This window comes from Sulfobacillus thermosulfidooxidans (assembly GCF_001280565.1).
Classification (GTDB): domain Bacteria; phylum Bacillota; class Sulfobacillia; order Sulfobacillales; family Sulfobacillaceae; genus Sulfobacillus; species Sulfobacillus thermosulfidooxidans_A.
On record NZ_LGRO01000001.1, the window covers coordinates 15,380 to 37,049 of the forward strand.

Annotated in this window: 23 protein-coding genes; 22 read left to right on the top strand and 1 reads right to left on the bottom strand. The window is 49.0% G+C overall.

All coding sequences use genetic code 11. The features are described 5' to 3' along the window. Positions 1-29: 29 nt before the first annotated feature. Genes uvrC through AOA63_RS00080 form a run of 3 tightly spaced genes read left to right on the top strand, consistent with a single transcriptional unit; the run spans position 30 to position 3,132 of the window. Positions 30-1,913, top strand: coding sequence for an excinuclease ABC subunit UvrC (gene uvrC / locus AOA63_RS00070; protein WP_139061408.1), 1,884 nt, complete (start codon positions 30-32; stop codon positions 1,911-1,913). Between the two features lie 50 nt (positions 1,914-1,963). Continuing rightward, on the top strand, positions 1,964-2,305 hold the full coding sequence (locus AOA63_RS00075) for a phage holin family protein (protein WP_053957804.1): 342 nt from the start codon (positions 1,964-1,966) through the stop codon (positions 2,303-2,305). After that, the gene (locus tag AOA63_RS00080) at positions 2,284-3,132 is read left to right on the top strand and encodes a Cof-type HAD-IIB family hydrolase (protein WP_053957805.1); all 849 of its coding nucleotides are present in this window, start codon (positions 2,284-2,286) and stop codon (positions 3,130-3,132) included. The genes AOA63_RS00075 and AOA63_RS00080 overlap by 22 nt, the downstream gene beginning before the upstream one ends. Here the strand turns inward: AOA63_RS00080 and AOA63_RS00085 are convergent. Continuing rightward, the gene (locus tag AOA63_RS00085) at positions 3,094-3,339 is read right to left on the bottom strand and encodes a hypothetical protein (protein WP_053957806.1); all 246 of its coding nucleotides are present in this window, start codon (positions 3,337-3,339) and stop codon (positions 3,094-3,096) included. The genes AOA63_RS00080 and AOA63_RS00085 overlap by 39 nt on opposite strands. Before the next feature lie 147 nt (positions 3,340-3,486). On the opposite strand from AOA63_RS00085, the gene rapZ reads away from it, so the two are divergent. The 19 genes from rapZ to AOA63_RS00175 all read left to right on the top strand — a co-directional run bounded on the left by rapZ (position 3,487) and on the right by AOA63_RS00175 (position 21,651). Further along, positions 3,487-4,356 (top strand): RNase adapter RapZ, encoded by an 870-nt coding sequence (rapZ, locus tag AOA63_RS00090; RefSeq protein WP_053957807.1) that lies wholly within the window; start codon positions 3,487-3,489, stop codon positions 4,354-4,356. Position 4,357: 1 nt separating this feature from the next. Next, positions 4,358-5,692 (top strand): gluconeogenesis factor YvcK family protein, encoded by a 1,335-nt coding sequence (locus tag AOA63_RS00095; protein ID WP_053957808.1) that lies wholly within the window; start codon positions 4,358-4,360, stop codon positions 5,690-5,692. Next, entirely contained in the window at positions 5,653-6,504 is an 852-nt protein-coding gene (gene whiA / locus AOA63_RS00100) for a DNA-binding protein WhiA (protein WP_053957809.1), read from the top strand. The genes AOA63_RS00095 and whiA overlap by 40 nt, the downstream gene beginning before the upstream one ends. A 25-nt stretch (positions 6,505-6,529) precedes the next feature. Then, positions 6,530-6,661 carry a hypothetical protein gene (locus AOA63_RS20310; protein WP_278276918.1) on the top strand — a complete coding sequence of 44 codons (132 nt, stop codon included), beginning with the start codon at positions 6,530-6,532 and terminating at the stop codon, positions 6,659-6,661. Positions 6,662-6,740: 79 nt separating this feature from the next. After that, entirely contained in the window at positions 6,741-7,070 is a 330-nt protein-coding gene (locus AOA63_RS00105) for an NADH-quinone oxidoreductase subunit A (protein WP_242848238.1), read from the top strand. Then, positions 7,061-7,576: an NADH-quinone oxidoreductase subunit B gene (locus AOA63_RS00110; RefSeq protein ID WP_053957810.1), complete on the top strand. Its 516-nt coding sequence runs from the start codon at positions 7,061-7,063 to the stop codon at positions 7,574-7,576. The genes AOA63_RS00105 and AOA63_RS00110 overlap by 10 nt, the downstream gene beginning before the upstream one ends. After that, positions 7,573-8,034 carry an NADH-quinone oxidoreductase subunit C gene (locus AOA63_RS00115; protein WP_053957811.1) on the top strand — a complete coding sequence of 154 codons (462 nt, stop codon included), beginning with the start codon at positions 7,573-7,575 and terminating at the stop codon, positions 8,032-8,034. The genes AOA63_RS00110 and AOA63_RS00115 overlap by 4 nt, the downstream gene beginning before the upstream one ends. An 11-nt stretch (positions 8,035-8,045) precedes the next feature. Next, positions 8,046-9,254: an NADH dehydrogenase (quinone) subunit D gene (gene nuoD / locus AOA63_RS00120; protein ID WP_053957812.1), complete on the top strand. Its 1,209-nt coding sequence runs from the start codon at positions 8,046-8,048 to the stop codon at positions 9,252-9,254. Continuing rightward, a complete protein-coding gene (gene nuoE, locus AOA63_RS00125; RefSeq protein ID WP_053957813.1) occupies positions 9,251-9,727 on the top strand; it encodes an NADH-quinone oxidoreductase subunit NuoE in 477 nt (158 codons plus the stop codon). The genes nuoD and nuoE overlap by 4 nt, the downstream gene beginning before the upstream one ends. Then, the gene (gene nuoF / locus AOA63_RS00130; protein WP_082343631.1) at positions 9,724-11,016 is read left to right on the top strand and encodes an NADH-quinone oxidoreductase subunit NuoF; all 1,293 of its coding nucleotides are present in this window, start codon (positions 9,724-9,726) and stop codon (positions 11,014-11,016) included. Before nuoE ends, nuoF begins: the two co-directional genes overlap by 4 nt. Further along, positions 10,997-13,321 carry a 2Fe-2S iron-sulfur cluster-binding protein gene (locus AOA63_RS00135; RefSeq protein WP_053957814.1) on the top strand — a complete coding sequence of 775 codons (2,325 nt, stop codon included), beginning with the start codon at positions 10,997-10,999 and terminating at the stop codon, positions 13,319-13,321. The genes nuoF and AOA63_RS00135 overlap by 20 nt, the downstream gene beginning before the upstream one ends. Next, positions 13,318-14,307, top strand: a complete 990-nt coding sequence (gene nuoH / locus AOA63_RS00140; RefSeq protein ID WP_053957815.1) for an NADH-quinone oxidoreductase subunit NuoH — start codon at positions 13,318-13,320, stop codon at positions 14,305-14,307. Before AOA63_RS00135 ends, nuoH begins: the two co-directional genes overlap by 4 nt. A gap of 118 nt (positions 14,308-14,425) precedes the next feature. Then, on the top strand, positions 14,426-14,863 hold the full coding sequence (locus AOA63_RS00145) for a NuoI/complex I 23 kDa subunit family protein (protein ID WP_053957816.1): 438 nt from the start codon (positions 14,426-14,428) through the stop codon (positions 14,861-14,863). Between the two features lie 14 nt (positions 14,864-14,877). Continuing rightward, a complete protein-coding gene (locus AOA63_RS00150; RefSeq protein ID WP_053957817.1) occupies positions 14,878-15,456 on the top strand; it encodes an NADH-quinone oxidoreductase subunit J family protein in 579 nt (192 codons plus the stop codon). Then, on the top strand, positions 15,453-15,755 hold the full coding sequence (gene nuoK, locus AOA63_RS00155; protein WP_053957818.1) for an NADH-quinone oxidoreductase subunit NuoK: 303 nt from the start codon (positions 15,453-15,455) through the stop codon (positions 15,753-15,755). The genes AOA63_RS00150 and nuoK overlap by 4 nt, the downstream gene beginning before the upstream one ends. Positions 15,756-15,814: 59 nt before the next feature. Continuing rightward, the gene (gene nuoL, locus AOA63_RS00160; RefSeq protein ID WP_053957819.1) at positions 15,815-17,680 is read left to right on the top strand and encodes an NADH-quinone oxidoreductase subunit L; all 1,866 of its coding nucleotides are present in this window, start codon (positions 15,815-15,817) and stop codon (positions 17,678-17,680) included. 49 nt (positions 17,681-17,729) lie between these two features. Further along, positions 17,730-19,172, top strand: coding sequence for a complex I subunit 4 family protein (locus AOA63_RS00165; protein ID WP_053957820.1), 1,443 nt, complete (start codon positions 17,730-17,732; stop codon positions 19,170-19,172). Then, positions 19,169-20,590, top strand: a complete 1,422-nt coding sequence (locus AOA63_RS00170) for an NADH-quinone oxidoreductase subunit N (RefSeq protein WP_053957821.1) — start codon at positions 19,169-19,171, stop codon at positions 20,588-20,590. Before AOA63_RS00165 ends, AOA63_RS00170 begins: the two co-directional genes overlap by 4 nt. Before the next feature lie 95 nt (positions 20,591-20,685). Beyond that, positions 20,686-21,651, top strand: a complete 966-nt coding sequence (locus tag AOA63_RS00175) for a polyprenyl synthetase family protein (protein ID WP_053957822.1) — start codon at positions 20,686-20,688, stop codon at positions 21,649-21,651. Positions 21,652-21,670: the final 19 nt, after the last annotated feature.

Genomic DNA, 21,670 nt, shown 5'->3' on the forward strand with positions numbered 1-21,670 from the left:
TGAGGGGAGTGGCAAGAAAGGCAGAGGGTATGATGACATTATCAGAACACCTAGAAGAAAAACGCCAACTACTTCCGGATAAACCCGGTGTCTATCTGATGAAAGACCACGAAGGGCACGTCATTTATGTTGGGAAAGCCGTCAATTTAAAACAACGAGTCCGAAGTTATTTCCAAGAAGCGAGCCGGCTTTTGCCAAAAGTGGCGGCGATGATGCGCCATGTGGAAGATTTTGAAATTATTACGACCGATACTGAAGTCGAAGCCTTGATCTTGGAAGCCACGCTCATTAAAAAATACCGGCCGCATTACAATATCCGGTTAAAAGATGATAAGGCTTACCCATATATCCGTTTGACATGGGAGGAAGATTTTCCGCGGCTCATTATTGCCAGACGCCCTGATAATTCTGGAAGTCGCTATTTTGGCCCGTATACCCGGGCACAAAGTGTGCATGAAACGATTCGTCTCTTACGCCATATTTTTCCTATTCGGAATTGCACGAACCAGAAATTTAAAAATGCGGTTCGCCCTTGTCTGGAATATCATATTAAACGGTGTCCGGGTCCTTGTCAGGCTTTGATCGACAAAGCGAGTTACCGGGACATGATGAAAAATGTGGAATGGTTTTTAGAAGGCAAGGTCGACGCCGTAGAAAAATCCTTAGTGAAGGAATTAAACCACGCGGCAGAAGAGCTGGAATTTGAAAAAGCGGCGAAATTGCGCGACCAGGTTATGGCCATTCGGGAAATCACGGCGCAACAAAAGGTTTCTGCGGAAGCGGGACGAAATTTGGATGCGATTAGCTGGGCCTTGAGCAATCAAGATGCTTATTTACAGGTATTTATGGTGCGCGATGGTCGGCTCATTGGGCGGGAGTCATTTACGTTAACCGGTGTCGACGGGACCGATGAAAAAGAATTGGCGCACGCCTTTTTAATGCAATATTATGACCGGGCACGAGACATTCCCCAGGAAATTCTGATTGAACGCCTCCCTCCCGATGATAGTCAAATTGCTGCATGGCTTCGCGACAAACGCGGAGGCAAGGTTGAATTGAAAGTCCCCGTGCGGGGGGAGAAACAACGGCTGTTAGCCATGGTCCGGCAAAATGCGACGATTGCCCGCGATGAAGCACTCCGGCGAATGGAAATCAAAGAACGAGACCGCGAACGGGCCTTGTTGGAGATTCAGCAAACCCTAGGTCTCCCCGAATTTCCCCGCCGGATGGAGTGTTACGATATTTCTAATACCCAAGGGACCGAATCCGTCGCGTCTATGGTCGTTTTCACCGATGGCAGGCCGGATAAAAGCCAATACCGGCGCTTTAAAATTCAGAGTGTGGAAGGCCCCAATGACTTTTTATCCATGAAAGAAGTCATAACCCGGCGATTTCATCATCAAGCGCAAGATGCCAAACAAATGGGTAAAAGTCACTTTGCCAAAACCCCCAACTTGGTGATTATCGATGGAGGCCGTGGCCAGCTCGGATATGCCTATCAGGCGATGCGCGAATTAAATGTGGCAGATATTCCCGTCTTTGGTTTAGCCAAGCAACATGAGTGGCTATTTGAACCAGACCGTGCTGAACCCATTATTCTTGATCGCGATTCCGCTGGCCTCAAACTCTTGATGCATCTCCGGGATGAAGCCCACCGGTTTGCGATTACATATCACCGTAAACTCCGGACTAAACGCAACCTCGCCTCGATCTTAGATGACATCGAGGGTATTGGCCCGGCACGCAAGAAAATTCTGCGGCAAACTTACGGCGATTTGGAAGCCATTTCGCAAGCGAGTGTCGACGAATTGGCGGAATTACCCAAAATGACGCGCCCTGCAGCGGAAGCCGTCAAACGCTATCTCGATGAACATTTTAAGCCGAGTGACGAGGGAAAACGGGTGCCGGAATAAGGATTCAACGATATTATGGGAAGAGTACAGGAGGGGGAAGGGGAGAGACTATGCGGTGGTTAACGGTCTGGATTGCTTCGGCGATTGGACTCGCGGTGGTAAGTCATATACACTTAGGCATTATGGCTAAGAGTACGGAGGCTATTATCGTCGCCTCTTTTGTTTTAGGCTTGGTTAATACGACGATTAAGCCCATCGTGAAACTCCTGACTTTGCCCATTAACTTGCTGACCTTCGGTCTTTTTGGATGGGTTATCAATGCCTTAATGCTGTGGCTGGTTTCGGCTATTGTCCCTGGCTTTATTGTGCACGGATTCGGCGCGGCCTTTTGGGGTGCATTAATTTTGTCGATTGTATCGGGGGTTGTAGGTTGGATAATCAGGTACGCATAAAGTTATTAGTGTTAGATTTAGACGGCACTGTGCTGCGCTCAGATGGTTCGTTATCAGAGGCATTAGTGAAGGCGGTGAATCAGGCGAAGGACCACGGTATTGCCGTCATTTTGGCCACAGGCCGGATGGTCCGTTCAGCAGAACCTTATTGGCTACAGTTACAACTGGGCACGGGACCGTTAATTGCGTATAACGGGAGTATGGTTGTGGAAATGCCTCGGCAAAATCCATGGTTTACCTGGCATCTCACGGAAGATGTGGCGCGGTTTGTCATTCAAGAAGCTTTAGATGCAGACATTCTCACCCAGGTATATGTCGGCAACGAATTATGGCTATCCAGAGAAGATGAGCGAGCTCAACATTATATTACAGTGAATCATATTCCCGGTGACGTAAAATCCCGTGAAGGGCTTCTCACCTGGCCCTCACCGCCGATTAAAATTTTGTTGCAAGATGATCCAGATAAATTGGATCAGTTTCGTCTCCGCATTTCTCCAGAAGTCTTGGGATTACAGGGAAGAATTTTTAAATCGCAAGCGGATTATTTAGAAATTGTTCCGGCCGGTGTGGGCAAAGGACCGGCGTTGGCAAAAGTCGCTGAACGTTTGCATTTGTCCCCACAGCACATCATGGCGATTGGCGATGCTGAAAATGACGTCGACATGTTGAAATGGGTGGGAATGGGCGTAGCAATGGGTCAGGCACCGGATTTGGTGAAGCGTGCCGCCAACGTTGTCACTAAGAGCGTTGATCAGGATGGGGCAGCTTATGCGATTTACCGGTGGTTATTAGAGCCGATGCAAGGTTTTCACGAAATGCAGCACTGAGACCAATGCTTGCTGTCCCCATGGCAGTCGCCAAATCAGATAGAGCGTGGTGAAGGTCAAGGTAATGGAAAAGGCCCAAGCAAATTCCCGCTCCATTCGGCGCTGCTGAGCCATGCGTTTAAGATCCGCCCGTGAAACCCGTTCAACGGTAAAGGACGATTCGGATTTGTTCTGACGGGCACGCCTGGATAATTCGGATGTCGCCATAATAGCCCTCCCGAGAGAAACTCTTTGGGGTATTATTCGACAAGAAGCGAATTTTTCCTGTTAACGTCGTGACGAAATTACAAGTTTGTCGGCAGAAGTCATGAGCTTGCGGCAAAATTTAGGTGAGGCCAAATCGGAGTGAAACGGATGGAACACGTACGTTTAGTGATTATCACCGGTCTGTCCGGCGCTGGGCGCAGCGAAGCGATGCGCGTTTTTGAAGACTTAGGATATTTTTGTGTCGATAATTTACCTCCTAACTTGATTAGCAAATTTGCGGAACTCCTGCAAAAAAGTCCTGAAGTTCAAGGAGCCGCTTTGGTGATGGATATTCGCGGCGGGGTATTTTTTTCCGAGCTGCAAGGATCTTTGAATGAACTGGATAAAGGCCAATTACCCTATCAGATTCTTTATTTAGAAGCTGATGAAGAAACTTTAATCCGGCGCTATAAAATGTCCAGACGCCGCCATCCTTTGGAGACGCAAGGACGATTGGTGGACGCCTTGCGCAAAGAGAAAGAGGCGTTGCGGGAACTCCGGGGTAAAGCCGATGTAATCATTGATACCTCGGGCTTGACGGCTCTCCAGCTTCGGCAGCGTATCTCCGATGTGTTTCGTCTTGATGGGACACAGTCCCTATTTCAAGTGCGGCTAGTGTCTTTTGGGTTTAAACATGGATTGCCGAAAGATGCTGATTTAGTGTTTGATGTCCGCTATTTGCCTAACCCTTATTATGTGGAGGAATTACGGAGTAAGACCGGGAATGACGAAGAAGTTGATCAATATGTGATGCGTTTTCCCCAATCCAAAGAAACTCTCGACAAACTGGCCAATCTGCTTACCTTTTTGATTCCCCAGTTTCAGCAAGAAGGAAAACCGCAAGTCACGATCGGCATTGGCTGTACGGGTGGCCAACACCGGTCTGTGGTCTTCGCCAACCACTTGAAAGACTTGTTAACGCAAGCTGGGCATCAAGCGCTGGTCGAACATCGTGATTTGGACTTGCGGGAGGACTAATATGTGGCGGTTGTTGGTTCCGGGTTTAAAGCTCAAACGTTTTCTGGCTTTGATTGCTTTGGGATTTATGGCACTAGGCGTGGCGATGGGGCTATCAGCCTGGATAGAACCTTATTTGTTTCCCTTTTGGCGTAGGCCGGTATTGGAAATGGTGTTATTTATCGTGGGCACCGTGTTGGTGGTGGGAGGATTTTGGGGATTGTGGCGCTCCATTAACGAGGTGCTGGGATCTGATAAATGGGCGGGATTATTGTACTCCCGGCGGCAACTGGCTAGAGGCCCACATATAGCCGCCTTAGGAGGCGGGACGGGAATGCCGTCGGTACTCAGAGGCCTCAAACATTACACCTCGAATTTAACGGCGATTGTGACCGTGGCCGACGACGGCGGAAGTTCAGGGCGGCTGCGCGGTGATTTGGGCATGTTGCCGCCCGGAGACATTCGTAATTGTATGGTTGCTTTAGCCGACACCGAACCATTAATGGAACAACTTTTTCAGCACCGCTTTCAAGCCGGAGAATTAAAAGGCCACAGTTTTGGCAACTTATTTTTGGCGGCCATGGAACAAGCCTCCGGGGATTTTGTCACCGCTTTACGGGAATCGAGCCGGGTTTTGGCCGTTCGCGGGACGGTTCTGCCAGCCACCCTGGAGCATGTCACGCTTCATGCCACGCTGGTGACAGGAGCGCATGTGGAAGGGGAAAGTGCTATTGGACACAGTACTGACCGGATACAACGTATTTGGATGGATCCTCCTGATGCCACTCCTCTTCGGGAAGCGGTGGAAGCGATCGTTGCTGCCGATATGGTGGTTTTGGGCCCAGGCAGTCTGTACACCTCTATTTTGCCGAATCTATTAATTCCAGCTATTGCCGATGCAATCCGGCAATCCAAAGGGATTCGAGTCTATGTGGCTAATATCATGACCCAACCCGGGGAAACAGCGAATTTTTCTGTCCGGGATCATTTAAAAGCTATCGAAGATCATGTGGGACCTGGGCTAATCGATGTGGTTTTGGTGAACAACGAAAAGGTTCCCGAACGCCTGTTGCAAAAATACCGGAGGGAAGGAGCTGATCAAGTGACCTTTCAAGGAGAAGAATCACTGGTTAGCGGACAACCGATTATAATCTATGATAATCTACTTTTAGCAGATGGGGTCGTACGTCACGATCCTGATAAGCTGGCACCGGCACTTTTGCGGGTGCTCCTCAAATTTCGCCCGAAGTGGGCTGAAGGGCGTTTGATCGACGCCTTATGGTTGGAAAATCGTTTACGGGAGCGACATCAACCGCGATGGGATGGTCATATGCCAGGCAAATCAAGGCCGAATTAGCCCGGCTTCCTCAAGAAAAACGTCGGCTTTGCTTATGGGCAGAATTGCTCGGAATGGGCTCATATCTGGGCATGGAACAACTATCATCGGGGTTGGATGTCGGCAATGCCCTCGTGGCACGGCGCGCATACCACATCATGAAATGGTTGGGTCTATCGCCGCATATTACGGTAACACGCTCACGACGCCGGTTAGTCTTTCACGTCTCTTCCACGGAGCCTACTGCGGGAACCAACGAAAATCCCATTATGGGCTGTCCCAAAGCGTATTTACGCGGTCTTTTTTTGGCCCGGGGCTACTTAGCTGAACCCGAACGTGCAATTCATTTGGAAATGTGGATGAATGACCCCGAGCAATTTGATCTTGCCGAACGGATCTTGCTACCTCTTAAGATTCGGCCCAAAAGTTCCAGGCGGCGGGGGCGCGTTATTCTTTATCTGAAAGATGGAGAACAAGTCGGGCGTTTCTTGACCCATATTGGTGCCCACCAAGCGGTTCTGGCACTAGAAAGTGCGCAAGTCATGAAAACCATGAAAAATCAGGTTAACCGTTTGGTGAATTCGGAAACCGCCAACTTGCGGCGTGCTGTGGAATCAGGGTTGGAACAGGCTCGGATCCTTAAGGATCTTCTGAATAGCTCGCATGACGACATTCCGCCGGCGCTGAGGGAATTAGCCCTGTTGCGAATTGCTCATCCAGATTGGTCGTTAAAAGAATTGGGATTGGCTCTTCATCCGCCCCTTAGCAAATCGGCTGTCAATCACCGTATGCGGCGTCTTTTGCGCGGTTATGAAATGAGAACAACCAGTTAACTCTAGCCATTTTTTCATCATTTTTGTGAAAAAGCTACCGTTCTGTCTGTTGTTTTGGCATAATGGTGAATTGTTAGAGTACTTTGACGAAACGCACCGTCGTGTCGACGGGGTGTACCGCACAGCGTATAATTTACTTGTGAATCCGGTCACGTAAATTTGAATTAGCTATTTTAGTTCCTAACCTTTAACCAGATGGCGGGGGTGTTGTATTGTTTACGCATTATACCGCGCTTTTGATTTATATCATCGTGGCCTTCCTTGTGGCTTTCGGCATGTCCTTTACCTCAGACTTGCTGGGACCTAAGGCACCGGGTGGATTGAAACGCACGACCTATGAGTCTGGAATCATCCCGGAGGCGCCGGTCGGATATTTTTCTGTGCGGTTTTATCGTGTCGCGATGTTTTTCATGATTTTTGATGTCGCCGTCATGGCGCTCTATCCATGGGCCATTAGTTTAACCAGCCTTCACCAAGCGGGATTCGTTAAAGCCCTAATCTTCTTAGTGGTCGTCGCTCTAGCGTTTGCTTACGTCTGGAATAAAGGGGGATTTCAATGGGATTAAATCTCACACAAAAAGAAACCGAAAAATCCTTGTTGCTCACCACTGTGGAGAAAATGGGGCGCTGGGCGCAGAAATCGTCGGTGTGGCCGGCAACCTTCGGGTTAGCGTGCTGTGCCATTGAGATGATGAGTGTGACCAATTCCCGCTATGATTTAGCCAGATTTGGCGCCGAGGTCTTTCGGGCCTCCCCGCGGCAAGCCGACCTGATGATTGTTGCCGGACGTGTTAGCCAAAAGATGGCTCCTGTTCTGAGAACAATTTGGGAACAAATGCCCGAACCCAAATGGGTCATATCGATGGGAGCGTGTGCTTCCTCAGGTGGTGTGTTTGACAACTATGCCATTATTCAAGGCGTGGACCATGTGGTGCCGGTGGATATTTATGTTCCAGGGTGCCCGCCGAATCCTGAAGCGTTGATGTTTGGGATATTGAAATTGCAAGAACAAATTATGCAAGGGATTCCTCCTAAATACCAACGCATGGCCATGGAGGGACACACATCATGAACCATAATGACCCCGATATATTAGAACGCTTGGCTGAGGAGTTTCCCGGGGAATTTACGGTGGTGGATGCAATTGACCAGCCAACGATCTCCACTTCCCTAAAACAATTGCTCGCCGTCATGCAATATCTGCGGGATCAGGCGCAATACCGCATCTGCCTTGATGTTTTGGCCGTAGACTACTTGCCAGACCGTCCACGTTTTGAGCTGGTTTATCACTTATACAATCCGTGGAAACATGCCCGTATCCGGGTTAAAGTGCGGGCGGGTATTAATGAAAAAGTTCCAAGTGTCACAGCCTTGTGGCCAGGGGCCAATTGGCCAGAACGTGAGGCGTATGACTTGTTTGGCATTCAGTTTGAAGGGCACCCCGATTTGCGCCGGATTTATTTACCGGATGACTGGGACGGGCATCCCTTGCGTAAAGATTATCCCTTAACAGGCACACGAGTTGATTGAGAGGTGACGATATGGCCACTGAAAAGCCTGAATTGCTAGAAACCTCGGACGGCAATGACACCATGATTATTAATTTAGGGCCTCAGCATCCGAGTACGCACGGGGTACTCCGCGTGCGCCTTGAGCTCGATGGAGAGCGGGTGGTGCATGCTGAGCCGGTGGTTGGATATTTGCATACAGGATTTGAAAAGACGGCGGAAAATTTAACTTATCAACAGTGTAATACGATAACGGACCGCTTAGATTATCTGGCGCCGATGACGAATAATTTGGCGTATGTGTTAGCGGTGGAAAAATTGCTAAATGTCGAAGTGCCTAAACGCGCTCAATATATTCGTGTCCTATTTGCGGAATTGACGCGCGTGGCCAGCCACTTAGTTTGGCTCGGCACCCACGTGATGGATTTAGGTGCGATGAGTTTATTTTTCTATACCATGCGGGAACGGGAGGTCATTTTAGATCTCATTGAAGCCGTCTCAGGCGTCCGCATGAACCCGAGCTATTTCCGAATTGGGGGACTGGCCTATGACCTTCCCGAAGGCTTTCACGACAAAGTTTATGCCTTCATTAAAGATTTTCCGCGGTGGATGAAAACCTATCGTCATCTTTTTGATGGCAATCCTCTCATTAACGAGCGTCTGCAAGGCATCGCCGTATTGACCCAGGAGGATGCGTTAGCCCTCTCGGTGACAGGACCGAATTTGCGGGCTACGGGAATGCCTTTAGATTTGAGAAAAGATGAACCCTATTCATCCTATGACGATTTTGAGTTTAATGTTCCAGTTCGCACGGAATGTGATGCGTACGCACGCTTTTGGGTACGTGTCGAAGAAATGTACGAATCGATGAAAATCATCGAACAAGCGATTGACAAAATTGAACCCAAAGGACCTTATACCACCAGTGACCGGAAAATCAGCTTGCCTCCCCGAGAGGAGATTTACGGCAATATGGAGGCGTTGATTCATCAGTTCAAGTTGGTGACGCAGGGATTTCCCGTGCCCGCTGGCGAGGTCTATCAGGGTATCGAAGGCCCGCGGGGTGAAATTGGATTTTATATTGTGTCAGATGGTGGATCTAAACCCTACCGGTGGCGGGCCCGGACCCCATCATTTTATAACTTGCAATCCCTACCGCAGATGTGTGAGGGCGGGCTTGTGGCCGACGTGATTACGGCTATTGGGAGCATAGACATAATGTTGGGGGATGTCGACAAATGAAGCCTGAATGGATAAAGTGGGCTCAAGAAGCCAAAGAACAGTTTCCGGAAGCCAATTCGAGCCTATTGCCCCTTTTACACCGGATTCAACAGGCCGAGGGATGGTTGTCTGATGACACCATAAGGGACGTGGCTTCACTACTCGGTTTAACCACCCAGTATGTTGAATCCGTGGCCTCATTTTATTCGTTGTTATATCGGGAAAAAGTGGGTAAGAATGTTATTCATGTCTGCGTCGGATTGTCTTGTGCATTAGCCGGAGCTGACAAGGTTATGGAAGAGCTGGAGCATAAACTCGGGATTTCCGAAGGTCAGACCACACCCGATGGAGAGTATACGTTATTAGAAGCGGAATGCCTCGCCGCCTGCAATCTGGCTCCCGTCGTCCAGCGCAACTTGCGCTACCATGGGCTCGTAAATACCGCTCAATTAGATGCGCTGTTGGCCGATGACGAAAAAGAGGTGAAGTCGTGAGTCAGAAATATTACTTATTACGCAACCGGGAAATTCCGGATATTGATCAAATGCCTGTGTATCTTGCCAACGGCGGCTACCAAGCCTTACGCAAAGCATTAAATGAATTTAAGCCCGAAGAACTTGTGGAGTTGGTTAAGAAATCGGGTCTAAGGGGACGAGGCGGAGCGGGATTTCCCACAGGCATGAAATGGGGATTTTTGCCTAATGATGGCCGAAAACGATATTTAGTCGTGAATTCTGATGAAGCCGAACCGGGAACTTATAAAGACCGCGAAATTATCGAACGCAATCCTCACCAACTTATTGAAGGCATTATCATTTCCAGTTATGCGACAAAAGCGCGCGAAGCCTATATCTATTGCCGCGGCGAGTTTCTCTTTGGTTCGGAACAACTAAAGCGTGCCGTGCAAGAAGCATATGAACAGGGATTTCTCGGGGAAAACATTCTAGGATCGGGATTTTCTTTGGATCTGAAAGTGTACCGGGGCGCGGGGGCCTATATTTGTGGAGAAGAATCCGCTTTATTGGAATCCCTTGAAGGCAAGCGCGGCAATCCCCGTCTAAAGCCGCCTTTTCCCGCTATTGCAGGGTTGTACGGCGGTCCAACGGTGGTCAATAATGTGGAAACAATCACTAATATCCCCGCAATTGTGACCTACGGGGCAGAATGGTACACCTCGATGGGAACCGCCAAAAGCCCCGGATTAAAAATATTTAGCGTCAGTGGACGCGTCAATCGTCCAGACAATTATGAAATTCCGCTTGCCACCCCTCTTCGCACCCTGATTGAGGATTATGCCGGAGGTGTATTGCCGGGCCGCAAGATTAAGGCAGTCATTCCAGGCGGAAGCTCAGTGCCACTACTTACGCCCGATAAATTGGACACGCCCTTGGATTATGAATCGGTTTTGCAGGCGGGTTCCATGTTGGGGTCCGGAGGCTGTATCGTGCTCGACGATCAGGTGTGCATCGTAGGCGCGACCGCAAGGCTCGTGAAATTTTACCGGGAAGAATCATGTGGAAAGTGTACGCCGTGCCGAGAAGGAACGTACTGGATGACCGATATTCTCGAACGAATTGAACACGGTTTGGGCACACCTGCCGATCTCGACACGCTGTTGGATGTTGCCGACAATATCGGCGGAAAATGTTTCTGCCCACTTGGTGATGCATCACTAGGTGTGCTGGTTAGTGCCATGAAATACTTCCGTGACGAGTTCGAAGCCCATGTCTTTGAACACGCATGTCCGATGGGAGCGAAATTATATGATACGGTTAACCATTGATGGTCAAGAAGTCACCGTGCCTGAAGGCACGATGATTGTCGATGCCGCAGCTAAATTAGGCATTGACGTTCCGATTTACTGCTATCATCAATCTTTAGGCCCCTTAGGCGCCTGTCGTATGTGTCTCGTGCAGGTGGAGAAAATGCCTAAACTGGTCACCGGCTGTACCACGGCGGTGGCTGAAGGGATGGTTGTGCATACCAAAGGCGACGCCGTTGAAAAAGGTCGAAAAGGAGTTCTCGAGTTTCTTTTAATTAACCACCCTTTAGATTGTCCAGTGTGTGATAAAGGGGGAGAGTGTTATCTTCAGGATTATACCTTCGAATATGGTCCGGGCCGGGGACGCTTTCAAGAGCCCAAGATTCAAAAAGTTAAAGATGGGCCCATTAACGAGTTTGTGTTAATCGATCAAGAACGCTGTGTATTGTGTCAACGCTGTGTGCGTTATATGAACGAATATGTCGGCGAAGGCCAATTGTTGTTGGAGGGACGGGGCGTTGAAACCGTCGTGACGACCGTTAACCATGAACCAGCAACCAGTGTGTTTACTGGGAATGTCATTGACTTGTGTCCAGTGGGTGCTTTGTTGTCTGCGCCGTATCACCATAAAGGTCGTCCTTGGAATATTGACCGGCAAACCACGATTTGTCCCCAATGTCCTGTCGGTTGCGCCAGCAAAATGACAACTCGGGAAAGTCATATTATCCGGATGGAAGGCCGGCCGATCCCGGAGAGAGACTGGGGCTTTTTATGTGACCGGGGTCGATTTGGTTATGACTTTGGGTATCATCCGTTGCGTGTTCTAGATTCTGTCGTCCAAGGTGAAACCTTATCCAGTGCGCAAGCTATGCGTGACACGGCTGAATGGATGAAGGAAACGCTCAGGGAATATGGGTACGGCAGCATTGGCTTTATCTTAGGAGGCCATTTTACCTCTGAGGAAGCGTATTGGATCAAACAATTTGCTCAGGATGTTGTGCATAGTCCGCAATGTGCCACAGTCCGCAATGTGCCGGGGTATCTTCCCATGAGTTTAAATGGCACATTTGAGGATATTGCCCTAAGCCATACGGTGGTTTTTGTGGGCGTTGATCCCTATGAAGCTGTGCCTGTCGTTCATCTCAAATTGCGAGATCGCTACAAACACTTTCCCGCCCTTCAGGTCGCAGGGGTTGGACCGAGGAAATTAACCCGCCCGACGTTACCGGGAGAAAATTATATTGTGCCTAGTGAAGATGAAGCGGTGTTATTTGCTCAAGCATTATTTATGGCCAAAGACGATGACCCTATTGCGCAAACACTCGTGCAACAGGTGAAAGATTATCCGTTACCGGTACCCGCGGATGCACTAAAAGCGTTCGGCGAATCGCTTCTAAATTCGCCGTATTTAACGCTGTTATGGGATGGCGAAAATCCGGAGATGGAGCAAATTTTCACAGCTTTACGCGCTATGCGCGAAAATCCTACTGCCATCTTACCGACTTTTGGCCCCGTGAACTGGCGCGGATATGAGTGGGCCGGCATTCCGACACGTTACGAAGCGGTGCGGGATTTATTGGTGAAAGCCAAAAATGGGGAAATTCGCATGCTGATATTGTGGGGCGCAGACTTATTACGTGACTTTCCCGACAAGGCATTGGCAAAGGAGGCCTTAGAGGCTGTGGATTACGTCATTTCGGCGCAAATCCGGCCACCTTTGGATATGCCCTATGTCGACGCGTTACTGCCAGTCGCAACCTGGGGAGAAGTGGAAGGAACCTATGTCAACATGGAAGGGCGCATTGCTTTGGCGGCCGCTGGGGTGCAGCCGCCTGGCCAATCTCGCCCAACAAAAACGTATCTGGTGGGTTGGGCCCGGTTATTTAAGCAGGTTTTTGGCACCGAAGACTTGTGGGATCTCTTTGACACCGTAGCGGGTGATTTAATTCCTCGCAATCAAGATGCAGAGCAATCGCTGGTCGTACCCATTACGCGGCCAGTGGCTTCTGACGATCCGTCGCTATGGCGGGTCATTCACGGCGAATGGGTTTTTGAAAATGGCATTCCATCTGAAATTCTGGAACCCCGTTTCACGCCATTTGTTGCCCGCATTCATCCGGATGAGGCCAAAGCCTTGCAAATCCCCGAAGAGGGTGGATACGTGGATGTGATAACCTCCTCCGGAACATTGACGCTAGGCGTTAGACCGGATGATGCGATTCCTCTTCGAACATTATGGGTTCCGAGAACCTCTCACTATGACTGGATTACCGATCTTCACGACGTGAAAGAGCTTAGCCGCCGTGAGGAGGTGAAGAGCCTGTGATATTGCAGCTGATTATTCTCGTCGTCAAGATTATTTTGTTGATTGGCTTGTTAATGGGTGGTTTTGCCTATACCATGCTGTTAGAACGCCGTTTGTTGGGATTTTTTCAACTGCGTCTCGGACCCAATCGGGTTGGACCTTTTGGACTCATGCAGCCATTGGCTGACGGTCTAAAAATGGCAATGAAAGAAGATCTGATGCCCAATGGTGCTGATAAATGGGTTTTTCGGATGGCGCCGGTGTTTTCGCTCTTTGCAGCTTTGTCGGTTGATGCTGTAATTCCTTTTGGGGCGCCAATTCATCTCTTTGGAACCACCATCTCCTTGGACATTGCTAACCCGTCTATCGGTCTTTTGATTGCCTTTGCCTTTAGTTCCTTGGGGATCTATGGCATTGTTTTAGGGGGATGGGCTTCTCAGAACAAGTATTCACTATTGGGAGGTATTCGCGCCTCAGCGCAGATGATTTCTTATGAATTAGCAATGGGCCTCTCGGTGCTGGGCGTCTTAATGCTGGCGGGAACCGCTAATTTAGAGGGAATTGTGCTAGCGCAAAAAGAACATGGCTGGTTCTTTATCCCAGAATTTATTCCGTTTTTGATTTACTACACCACCGCTATTGCCGAAACCAACCGGACCCCATTTGACTTGCCGGAAGCGGAATCCGAACTCGTTGCCGGGTATCATACCGAATACTCTGGATTCCGTTTTGCCATGTTTTATATCGCAGAATACATCAATATGATTGCGGTGAGTGGGATTGCGGTCACCCTGTTTTTTGGAGGTTGGCTAGGTCCTAGTTTCTTGCCCCCAATTATTTGGTTTTTGTTGAAGGTTGGGGTATCAATCTTTATCTTTATCTGGATTCGCGCTACATTTCCCCGCTTTCGCTATGACAAACTGATGTCATTTGGTTGGAAGTTTCTGGTTCCCGTGTCGTTTGTCTACTTTCTAGCGACGGCGGCATTTGTTTCCGGTGTGATCTAGAACTTATATGCTTGAGATGCTCTAAGCTCCGAGGACACTGCATTACGCGCCATCTGTTAACAAATTCAAACTCAAAACGCAAAATGCAACAATTCAAATTCAAAGGAGGGACTCATCCATGTTGGAAGGGATTAAGGCATTAGCGAAGGGGCTTGGCACCACGTTTAAGGCTTTAGGCGAACCTCGTGATACCATCCAGTACCCCGAAAAACGCCGGGAATACTCCCCCCGTTTTCGCGGTAAGCACATGCTCGCCAAAGATGCCGACGGGCATGAACTGTGTGTGGGGTGTGGGTTATGTGAAGCGGTATGCCCGGCTCATGCAATTCGCGTGGTGGCGGCCGAAGCACCAGAAGGCAAAGCGATCTCGTGGACCAATCGCTATGCGGTCGATTATGAAGTCGATTTAATTCGATGCATTTTCTGTGGGATGTGTGAGGAGGCATGCCCGACGAATGCGGTCAGGCTGACTCCCTTTAACGAATTAGCGGCCTCAGACCGTCTAGATATGATTGCAGACAAAGAAGAACTACTCCATCCGCCAGTCAGAAAATGAGGTGATTTCGGCACATGGTCGGCATAGGCATATTGGCCATATTGGCTATTGCAGCATCCATTGGGGTTGTCACAGCACGTCAACCTGTTCACAGTGCGTTATATCTTGTCGGAAATATTTTGTCGTTGGCGCTCTTGTACTTGATCTTAAAAGCGGAATTTTTGGCAGCTGCTCAAGTTATTGTGTACGCCGGCGCCATTATGGTTCTCTTCCTCTTTGTGGTTACGCTTTTAACAGCGGGTAAAGAAGAGCGAGAACTCCCCGAGGATTTGCCCGGGCAACGGCTCACGGCGGGGGTTTTGTCGATTGTTGTGGGCGTCATCCTCGTCGCTTTAGCTATTAAGTATCCGGGATCAGCGATTCATGCTCCCTTGCCTGCCCATTTTGGAGATCTTACGGGAATTGGCCGCTTATTATGGGGCCCCGATTTTCTCTTCTTAATTGCGGTCGCCATTATGCTGGTGTCGGCGGCCTTAGGCGTATTGGTATTGAATCCGCCAAGGCGGCGTCGAGCTCAAATGGAAGCATCCCAAGCCAAAGAACAGAGCAAAAACCTCAGCAACAAAAAAGAGCAGGAGGGAACGGGCTCATGATCTATAGCAATTGGGTTGTGGCCTTAGCGGGCATTATCTTTGCGATTGGCGCCATTGGTGTCATGTTTCGGCGCAATCCTCTCATTATGTTCATGGCGTCAGAAATGATGTGGAATGCCGCAGCATTGGCTTTTGTTGCTTATGCCCGGGAACTTCATGACATGAATGGACAAGTTATGGCCTTTTTGATTATCGCAACAGCGGCTGCCGAAGTGGGGATAGGGTTGGCAATTATTGTCAGTGTCTATCATAAACGGCATCGCTTGGATATTGATGAAATTTCCCGTCTGAAAGGTTAAATGGACTAATGATAGCGGACACAACAGACTAAACGAGTGTCCAGTAAGGAGCGGCGGATATGCAAGGTGTGGCGGAAATTGTGCTATTGCCTTTGTTTGGCGCAATAACCATTGGCGTATTTAAAGGAATAATGCCCAAGAAACTTCCCGGCATTTGGGCAAGCCTGCTCGTGGGGATTAGTTTCTTGGTGAGTATTAGTATGGATGTGAAATTGGCATCACTGCCTTCAAACCACCGCGTGATTACCGGTATTTTCTTTCCGTGGGTGACCGGGTTTGGGCCCGCCATTGACTGGCGATATTATCTTGACCCGTTGTCCGGCGTTTGGTTACTCGTCATCACCGGTGTTGGCATGCTGATTCACATTTATTCGATAGGCTACATGCATGATGATCCTCATCAAGACCGGTATTTTTCGTATCTCAACTTCTTTGTTTTTTCCATGCTTTTGTTGGTCTTAGCGGGAAACCTGCTGATTTTGCTTATTGGTTGGGCATTAGTGGGATTGGCGTCTTATCTTCTCATCGGATTTTGGTATTACCGTCCCTCAGCAGTGCGCGCGGCCAAAAAGGCCTTTGTGATGAATACCTTGGGGGATGCCGGTATCTTAGTGGGACTGGCGCTGTTATATGCCCACTTTCACACAGTGTCTTACCCGGGTCTCTTTCGAATATTTGACGCATCGCATTCCTCAGCCTTTTTTGAATGGACAGCCTTCCTGCTTTATATTGGGGCCATGGCCAAATCGGCACAGTTTCCTTTACACATGTGGTTGGTCGACGCGATGGAAGGGCCAACGCCGGTATCTGCACTCATTCACGCTGCCACCATGGTCACGGCTGGCGTTTACTTGATGGCAAGACTATACCCGCTTTTACGGGTGGCTCCGACGATGGCTTATATTGTTGCGGCAATTGGGACGTTCATGACGATTTTGGCCGCAAGTAGTGCCATTTTTCAGCGGGATATTAAAAAGGTATTGGCATACTCGACAGTCAGCCAACTCGGGTACATGTTTCTAGGAGTCGGAGTGGGTGCTTATACGGCTGGTGTTTTTCACTTTATGATGCATGCCTTCTTCAAAGCCCTCTTATTCTTGGGTGCAGGCAGTGTCATTCATGCGTTGGCTGGTGAGCAGGATTTGAACCGGATGGGGGGATTATGGCGGAAAATGCCGTGGACTACATGGTCGTTTCTCGCCGGAACTTTGGCTATCTCTGGGATTCCGCCGTTTTCCGGATTTTATTCAAAAGAAGCGGTTTTAGGAGAGGCCTTTAATCTCGGGCATCCGGTTTTATGGTTGGTTGGCGCTATTGCAGCAGGCATGACCACATTTTATATGTTTCGTCTCTTCTTCTTGACGTTCTTTGGAAAACCACGGGATGCATCTTTATATGATCATGCTCATGAAGCGCCTTTAGTGATGACGATTCCCGTCGTAATCTTAGCGATTTTAGCGGTCATTGGCGGGTTTTTGGGATCGTGGCTGAACGGGTGGTTGTCACCTACCTTTCATCAGTATTTGGGCGCACCCCATGCCAGTCTTGAACAAGGCCCCTTTTGGACCACGGCTTTTACGGTGGGCTTGGCTGTGATTGCCTTTATCATCGCCTACGCTTTATACATTCGCAAGGAAACCCCAACCAACGCGGCCACAGAAAAGGGTGTGGGGTTATGGGCGTATAACGCCTGGTATGTCGATAGCATGTGGATGTATTTGGTCGTGGTGCCCTTCAAGATGATTGGCAATGGCGTCCGCCAATTAGAGAGCGGGATTTTAGGGACAGTAAAAGGGATTGGTACCTTGGTATGGGACTGGGCCGAAGACTTGCGTCCCTTAGAAAGCGGATATGTCAGGCGTTACGCCCTGTCCATCATGGTGGGATTAGGTGCATTGCTGGCCTACTATCTTATCCGTGTGTGATGGATGACATCTGAGGCTGACAGTGCAAAAAAGGTGAGGAGGCTAGGTAATGGTTTTAGTGTGGTTGATGGCTATTCCGCTAATTGGCAGCTTTGTTGTGCTATTTAGCGGCAACCGTTTGGCCAAAGGGCTCAGCATTATCGTGAGTTTTATTGAACTGATTGCATTTCTCATCTTATTGATTCATGGGCCTATGGCATTGAATCGCTCCTGGATTCCCTCTTGGGGCGTGCGTTTTCACTTGGGTGCTGATGGGCTGTCGATGTTTCTTATTGGACTCACAGCGGTCTTAACCCTTATGGCGATATTGGCGTCGTCTTCTTCCTTTGGCAGAGCCTATTTTTTCTGGCTAGTGTTCTTGGAATTTGGAACGATTGGGCTCTTTGAATCATTAGACCTCGTGTTATTTTACGTGTTTTGGGAAGTGATTTTGATCCCCATCTTTTTCTTGCTGACGGGATATTCGGGTCCTCAAGGACGTGGGGCCGCCATGAAATGGTTAATCATGAATTTAGTCGGCAGCTTATTTATGCTGATTGGGATTGTGGCCGTGGCGGTCATTCACGCTGCACCGTTTGGTTCCTTGACCTTCGAAATTAATCAACTGGGGAACTTGACCATGAACCCTGTCGTGGCGCCATGGGTCTTTGCCAGCTTCTTCATAGCATTTGCCATTAAAGCGCCCTTGTGGCCATTTCATGGATGGATGCCGGACAGTTACCGAGAGGCGCCACCTCCCGTTACGGCATTGCTGTCCGGTGTGATGTCTAAAGCAGGGATTTACGGGTTTCTTCGCATCATGTTGCCGATATTTATGCCGCAAATGCAGCATTATCAGGTGGGACTCTTAATCTTTGCCGTCATTGGACTGGTTTATGGCGGGTTCATGGCTCTTCGGCAGACAGATATGAAAATGATTAGTGCGTATTCGTCCCTGTCTCATATGGGCATGATGGCGCTGGGCGTGTTTTCGTTGACGACCGCGGGCATTTTAGGGGCCACATTTTTGATGGTCGCTCATGGACTCATCGTTGGGGGTCTATTTATTGTTCTAGGATTTGTGGAAGAACGGACTAAGACCCGAGATATCAAAGTATTAGGTGGTCTTAACGAGGACGCCCCGAGGCTTGCCGCCTACTTTTTATTCTTCGCCTTAGCGGCGTTGGGGTTGCCGGGATTGCCAGGCTTTGTTGGAGAGTATCTTATTATCCAAGGACTAGTAGGTCATGACCTGGTATTTGCCATTATTGCCGCTATCGTTTTGGTGGTGGCCGCATGGTACATGATCCGCCTGTTCCAAGGGGTCATGCAGGCGCAGCATAGAGCAGCTCCCATTACCGATATGTCCGTTTTGCAAGTCAGTTATATAGCCTCATTAGCGCTCTTAATTGTGCTCTTAGGAGTCTGGCCCGCGGGAATTACATCGCATGCTGCTCCAACTTTATATCACGCCGTGCATCTTATCGCGACGAAAGGAGGCCAGGGACTATGAGTGCGACCACTGCTTTGTTACCGGACTATATTATCGGCATTACTATTTTGGTGACGATGATTGCCGCTATGATTCGGCATGAACGTGGCACTTTGAGTTCTTGGGTAGCATTAATCGGAACACTGGGAGGGCTGTGGGCCACGATTGATTTGTGGACCCAACATATAAAGCCAATGGTGTTCTATAACCAAAGTTTAACCGTTGACAACTACAGTTTGTTTGTGAATATTTTGGTCCTCATCGCGGCCGGCTCCACATTATTGTTAGGATGGACCGGGGAGCAAGACCATGATGAATTTCCTATTTTGGTGCTGATTGCCGCACTGGGAATGATGAGTCTAGGGATGGCGGCCAATTTGATTTCGCTGTTCTTAGGAATTGAAGTCTTGTCCCTTCCATTATACGTTTTAGCGGCCTCACACCGAACTGCCTTAGGAGGCGAAGCCGGGTTAAAGTATTTATTACTGGGCGCTTTTTCTTCCGGTATTCTTTTGTTTGGATTGGCCTTAATCTATGGGGCAGCGGGCACGATGAATTTCATTGATTTTGCCTCTTCAGTTAATAGCAATTCGCCATTATTGGCAGCAGGGCTGATGTTAACGCTCGTGGGCTTGCTCTTTAAACTGGGAATTGTGCCCTTCCATATGTGGGTTCCGGATGTCTACGAAGGTTCACCGACGCCTGTTACGAGTTTTATGGCTTTTGGAACCAAGGTAGGAGCGGCAGTCATTTTACTCCGCCTCTTAGCGTATGGATTTTATATGTCACCCCAAAATTGGGGACCGGTTTTAGGATATTTGGCCCTTTTAACGATGATTGTAGGTAACCTTTTGGCCTTGCCCCAAAATGATTTAAAACGGCTGTTTGGATATTCGGGTATTGGTCATGCGGGATTTTTATTGATTGGGGTGGCTGTGCACAATGTGGTCGGGGCCCGGGCCATGCTATTTTATCTCTTACCTTATGGGCTGGCCGTGATTGGTGCTTTCGCTATTTTAACTATGATGGGTTCAGAGAAAGAGACCGTCACGATTAACGATTTACACGGTCTCGTGCGTCAAAAACCGTGGGCAGCCGCTTTATTCATTGTTTTTATGTTATCATTTGTGGGCATTCCTCTCACCGGAGGATTCGTGGGCAAATTTTATTTGTTGCAAGCCGCCCTATTCGCTCATCAACCAGGATTGGCAATCGGTTTGGTGCTAGGAACCTTCTTAGGACTAGGCGCCTACTTGAGGCCCTTACAAGCAATGTTCCGACGCCGGCAAACCGATTTGGAGATGGTTGACTGGAATGTGAATTGGGCACAAGTGGTAGTCCTCGTGGTAGCGCTGGTTGGAACGATTGGTCTTGGCGTTTATCCCACACCCGTGGTTCACTGGGTTAATCAATCTGCCAACTTTTTCTGGCTTCATTAAATGAGAATTCGATTAAGAACATCTTATGGTGTGTTAAAATTGTGAAGATAAGTGGCGCTTATTTCACACCCTTCTCAGGTAGAGAGGAGATTATTTTGGAGTTTTTTTCGTTGGTCGAACCCTATCTCCGTCAGGTTAATAGCTTGTTGGAAGAACAGCTCTTGACGGGCAATGAACTCATAGAAAATGTCGCCCAATATCTTCTGGTGGCTAGTGGTAAACGGCTACGACCAGCGTTGGTGCTTTTAGCCGGGCAGTTTGGAACGGAATTATCCGCTGCCCGGTTGCAAAAGCTCATCGAAGTGGCTACGGCCGTGGAAATGATTCATATGGCCACGCTTGTTCACGACGATATTATTGACGATGCGGCGATGCGGCGGGGTATGCCGGCTGTTCGTACCCAATTTAATAATACGATTGCCGTTTTAGCGGGAGATTTTCTTTTTGCTTTGGCTTTTCGCCTCTTTTCTTCGGCGGGAGATTTAGCTATTGTGGATATAGCCGCCAAGGTTGTTCATGTGATGTGCGTTGGTGAAATTTATCAGAACATGGATCATGGTCAAGTTGCTACGGAAGAAGCCTACTGGCGGCGTATAGAAGCCAAAACCGGATTTTTTCTCGAGACCAGTTGTCGGTTAGGCGCCCTTGCCACGGGAGTTCCGGAACGTGTGGAAACATTGCTCGGCCAGTATGGTCATCATATCGGCTTAGCGTATCAAGTTGTGGATGATCTCTTAGACTGGTTGGCGAATCCGGAGACCTTAGGAAAAGCTGTGGGGGAAGATGTGGCAGCGGGAGTCTACACATTGCCCATTATCTACGCTTTGCGGCAAGAGCGTGTGGGAAGCCAGGTACAAAAAATCTTATCTGGTCCGCATCCCGAAAACCAAGTAGAAGAACTCAGGCATCTCTTGGAGAAGAGCGGAGCCTTACAATATGCGAAGACTCAAGCGGGTCATCATATCGATAAGGCCCTGGAAATGTGCCGGCAATTGCCCAGTGGCCCTGCCCAACGAGCATTAGAAGAACTGGCAGAGTTTGTCTTGGCTCGAGAGTATTGATGGGGACTGGCAATAAGGA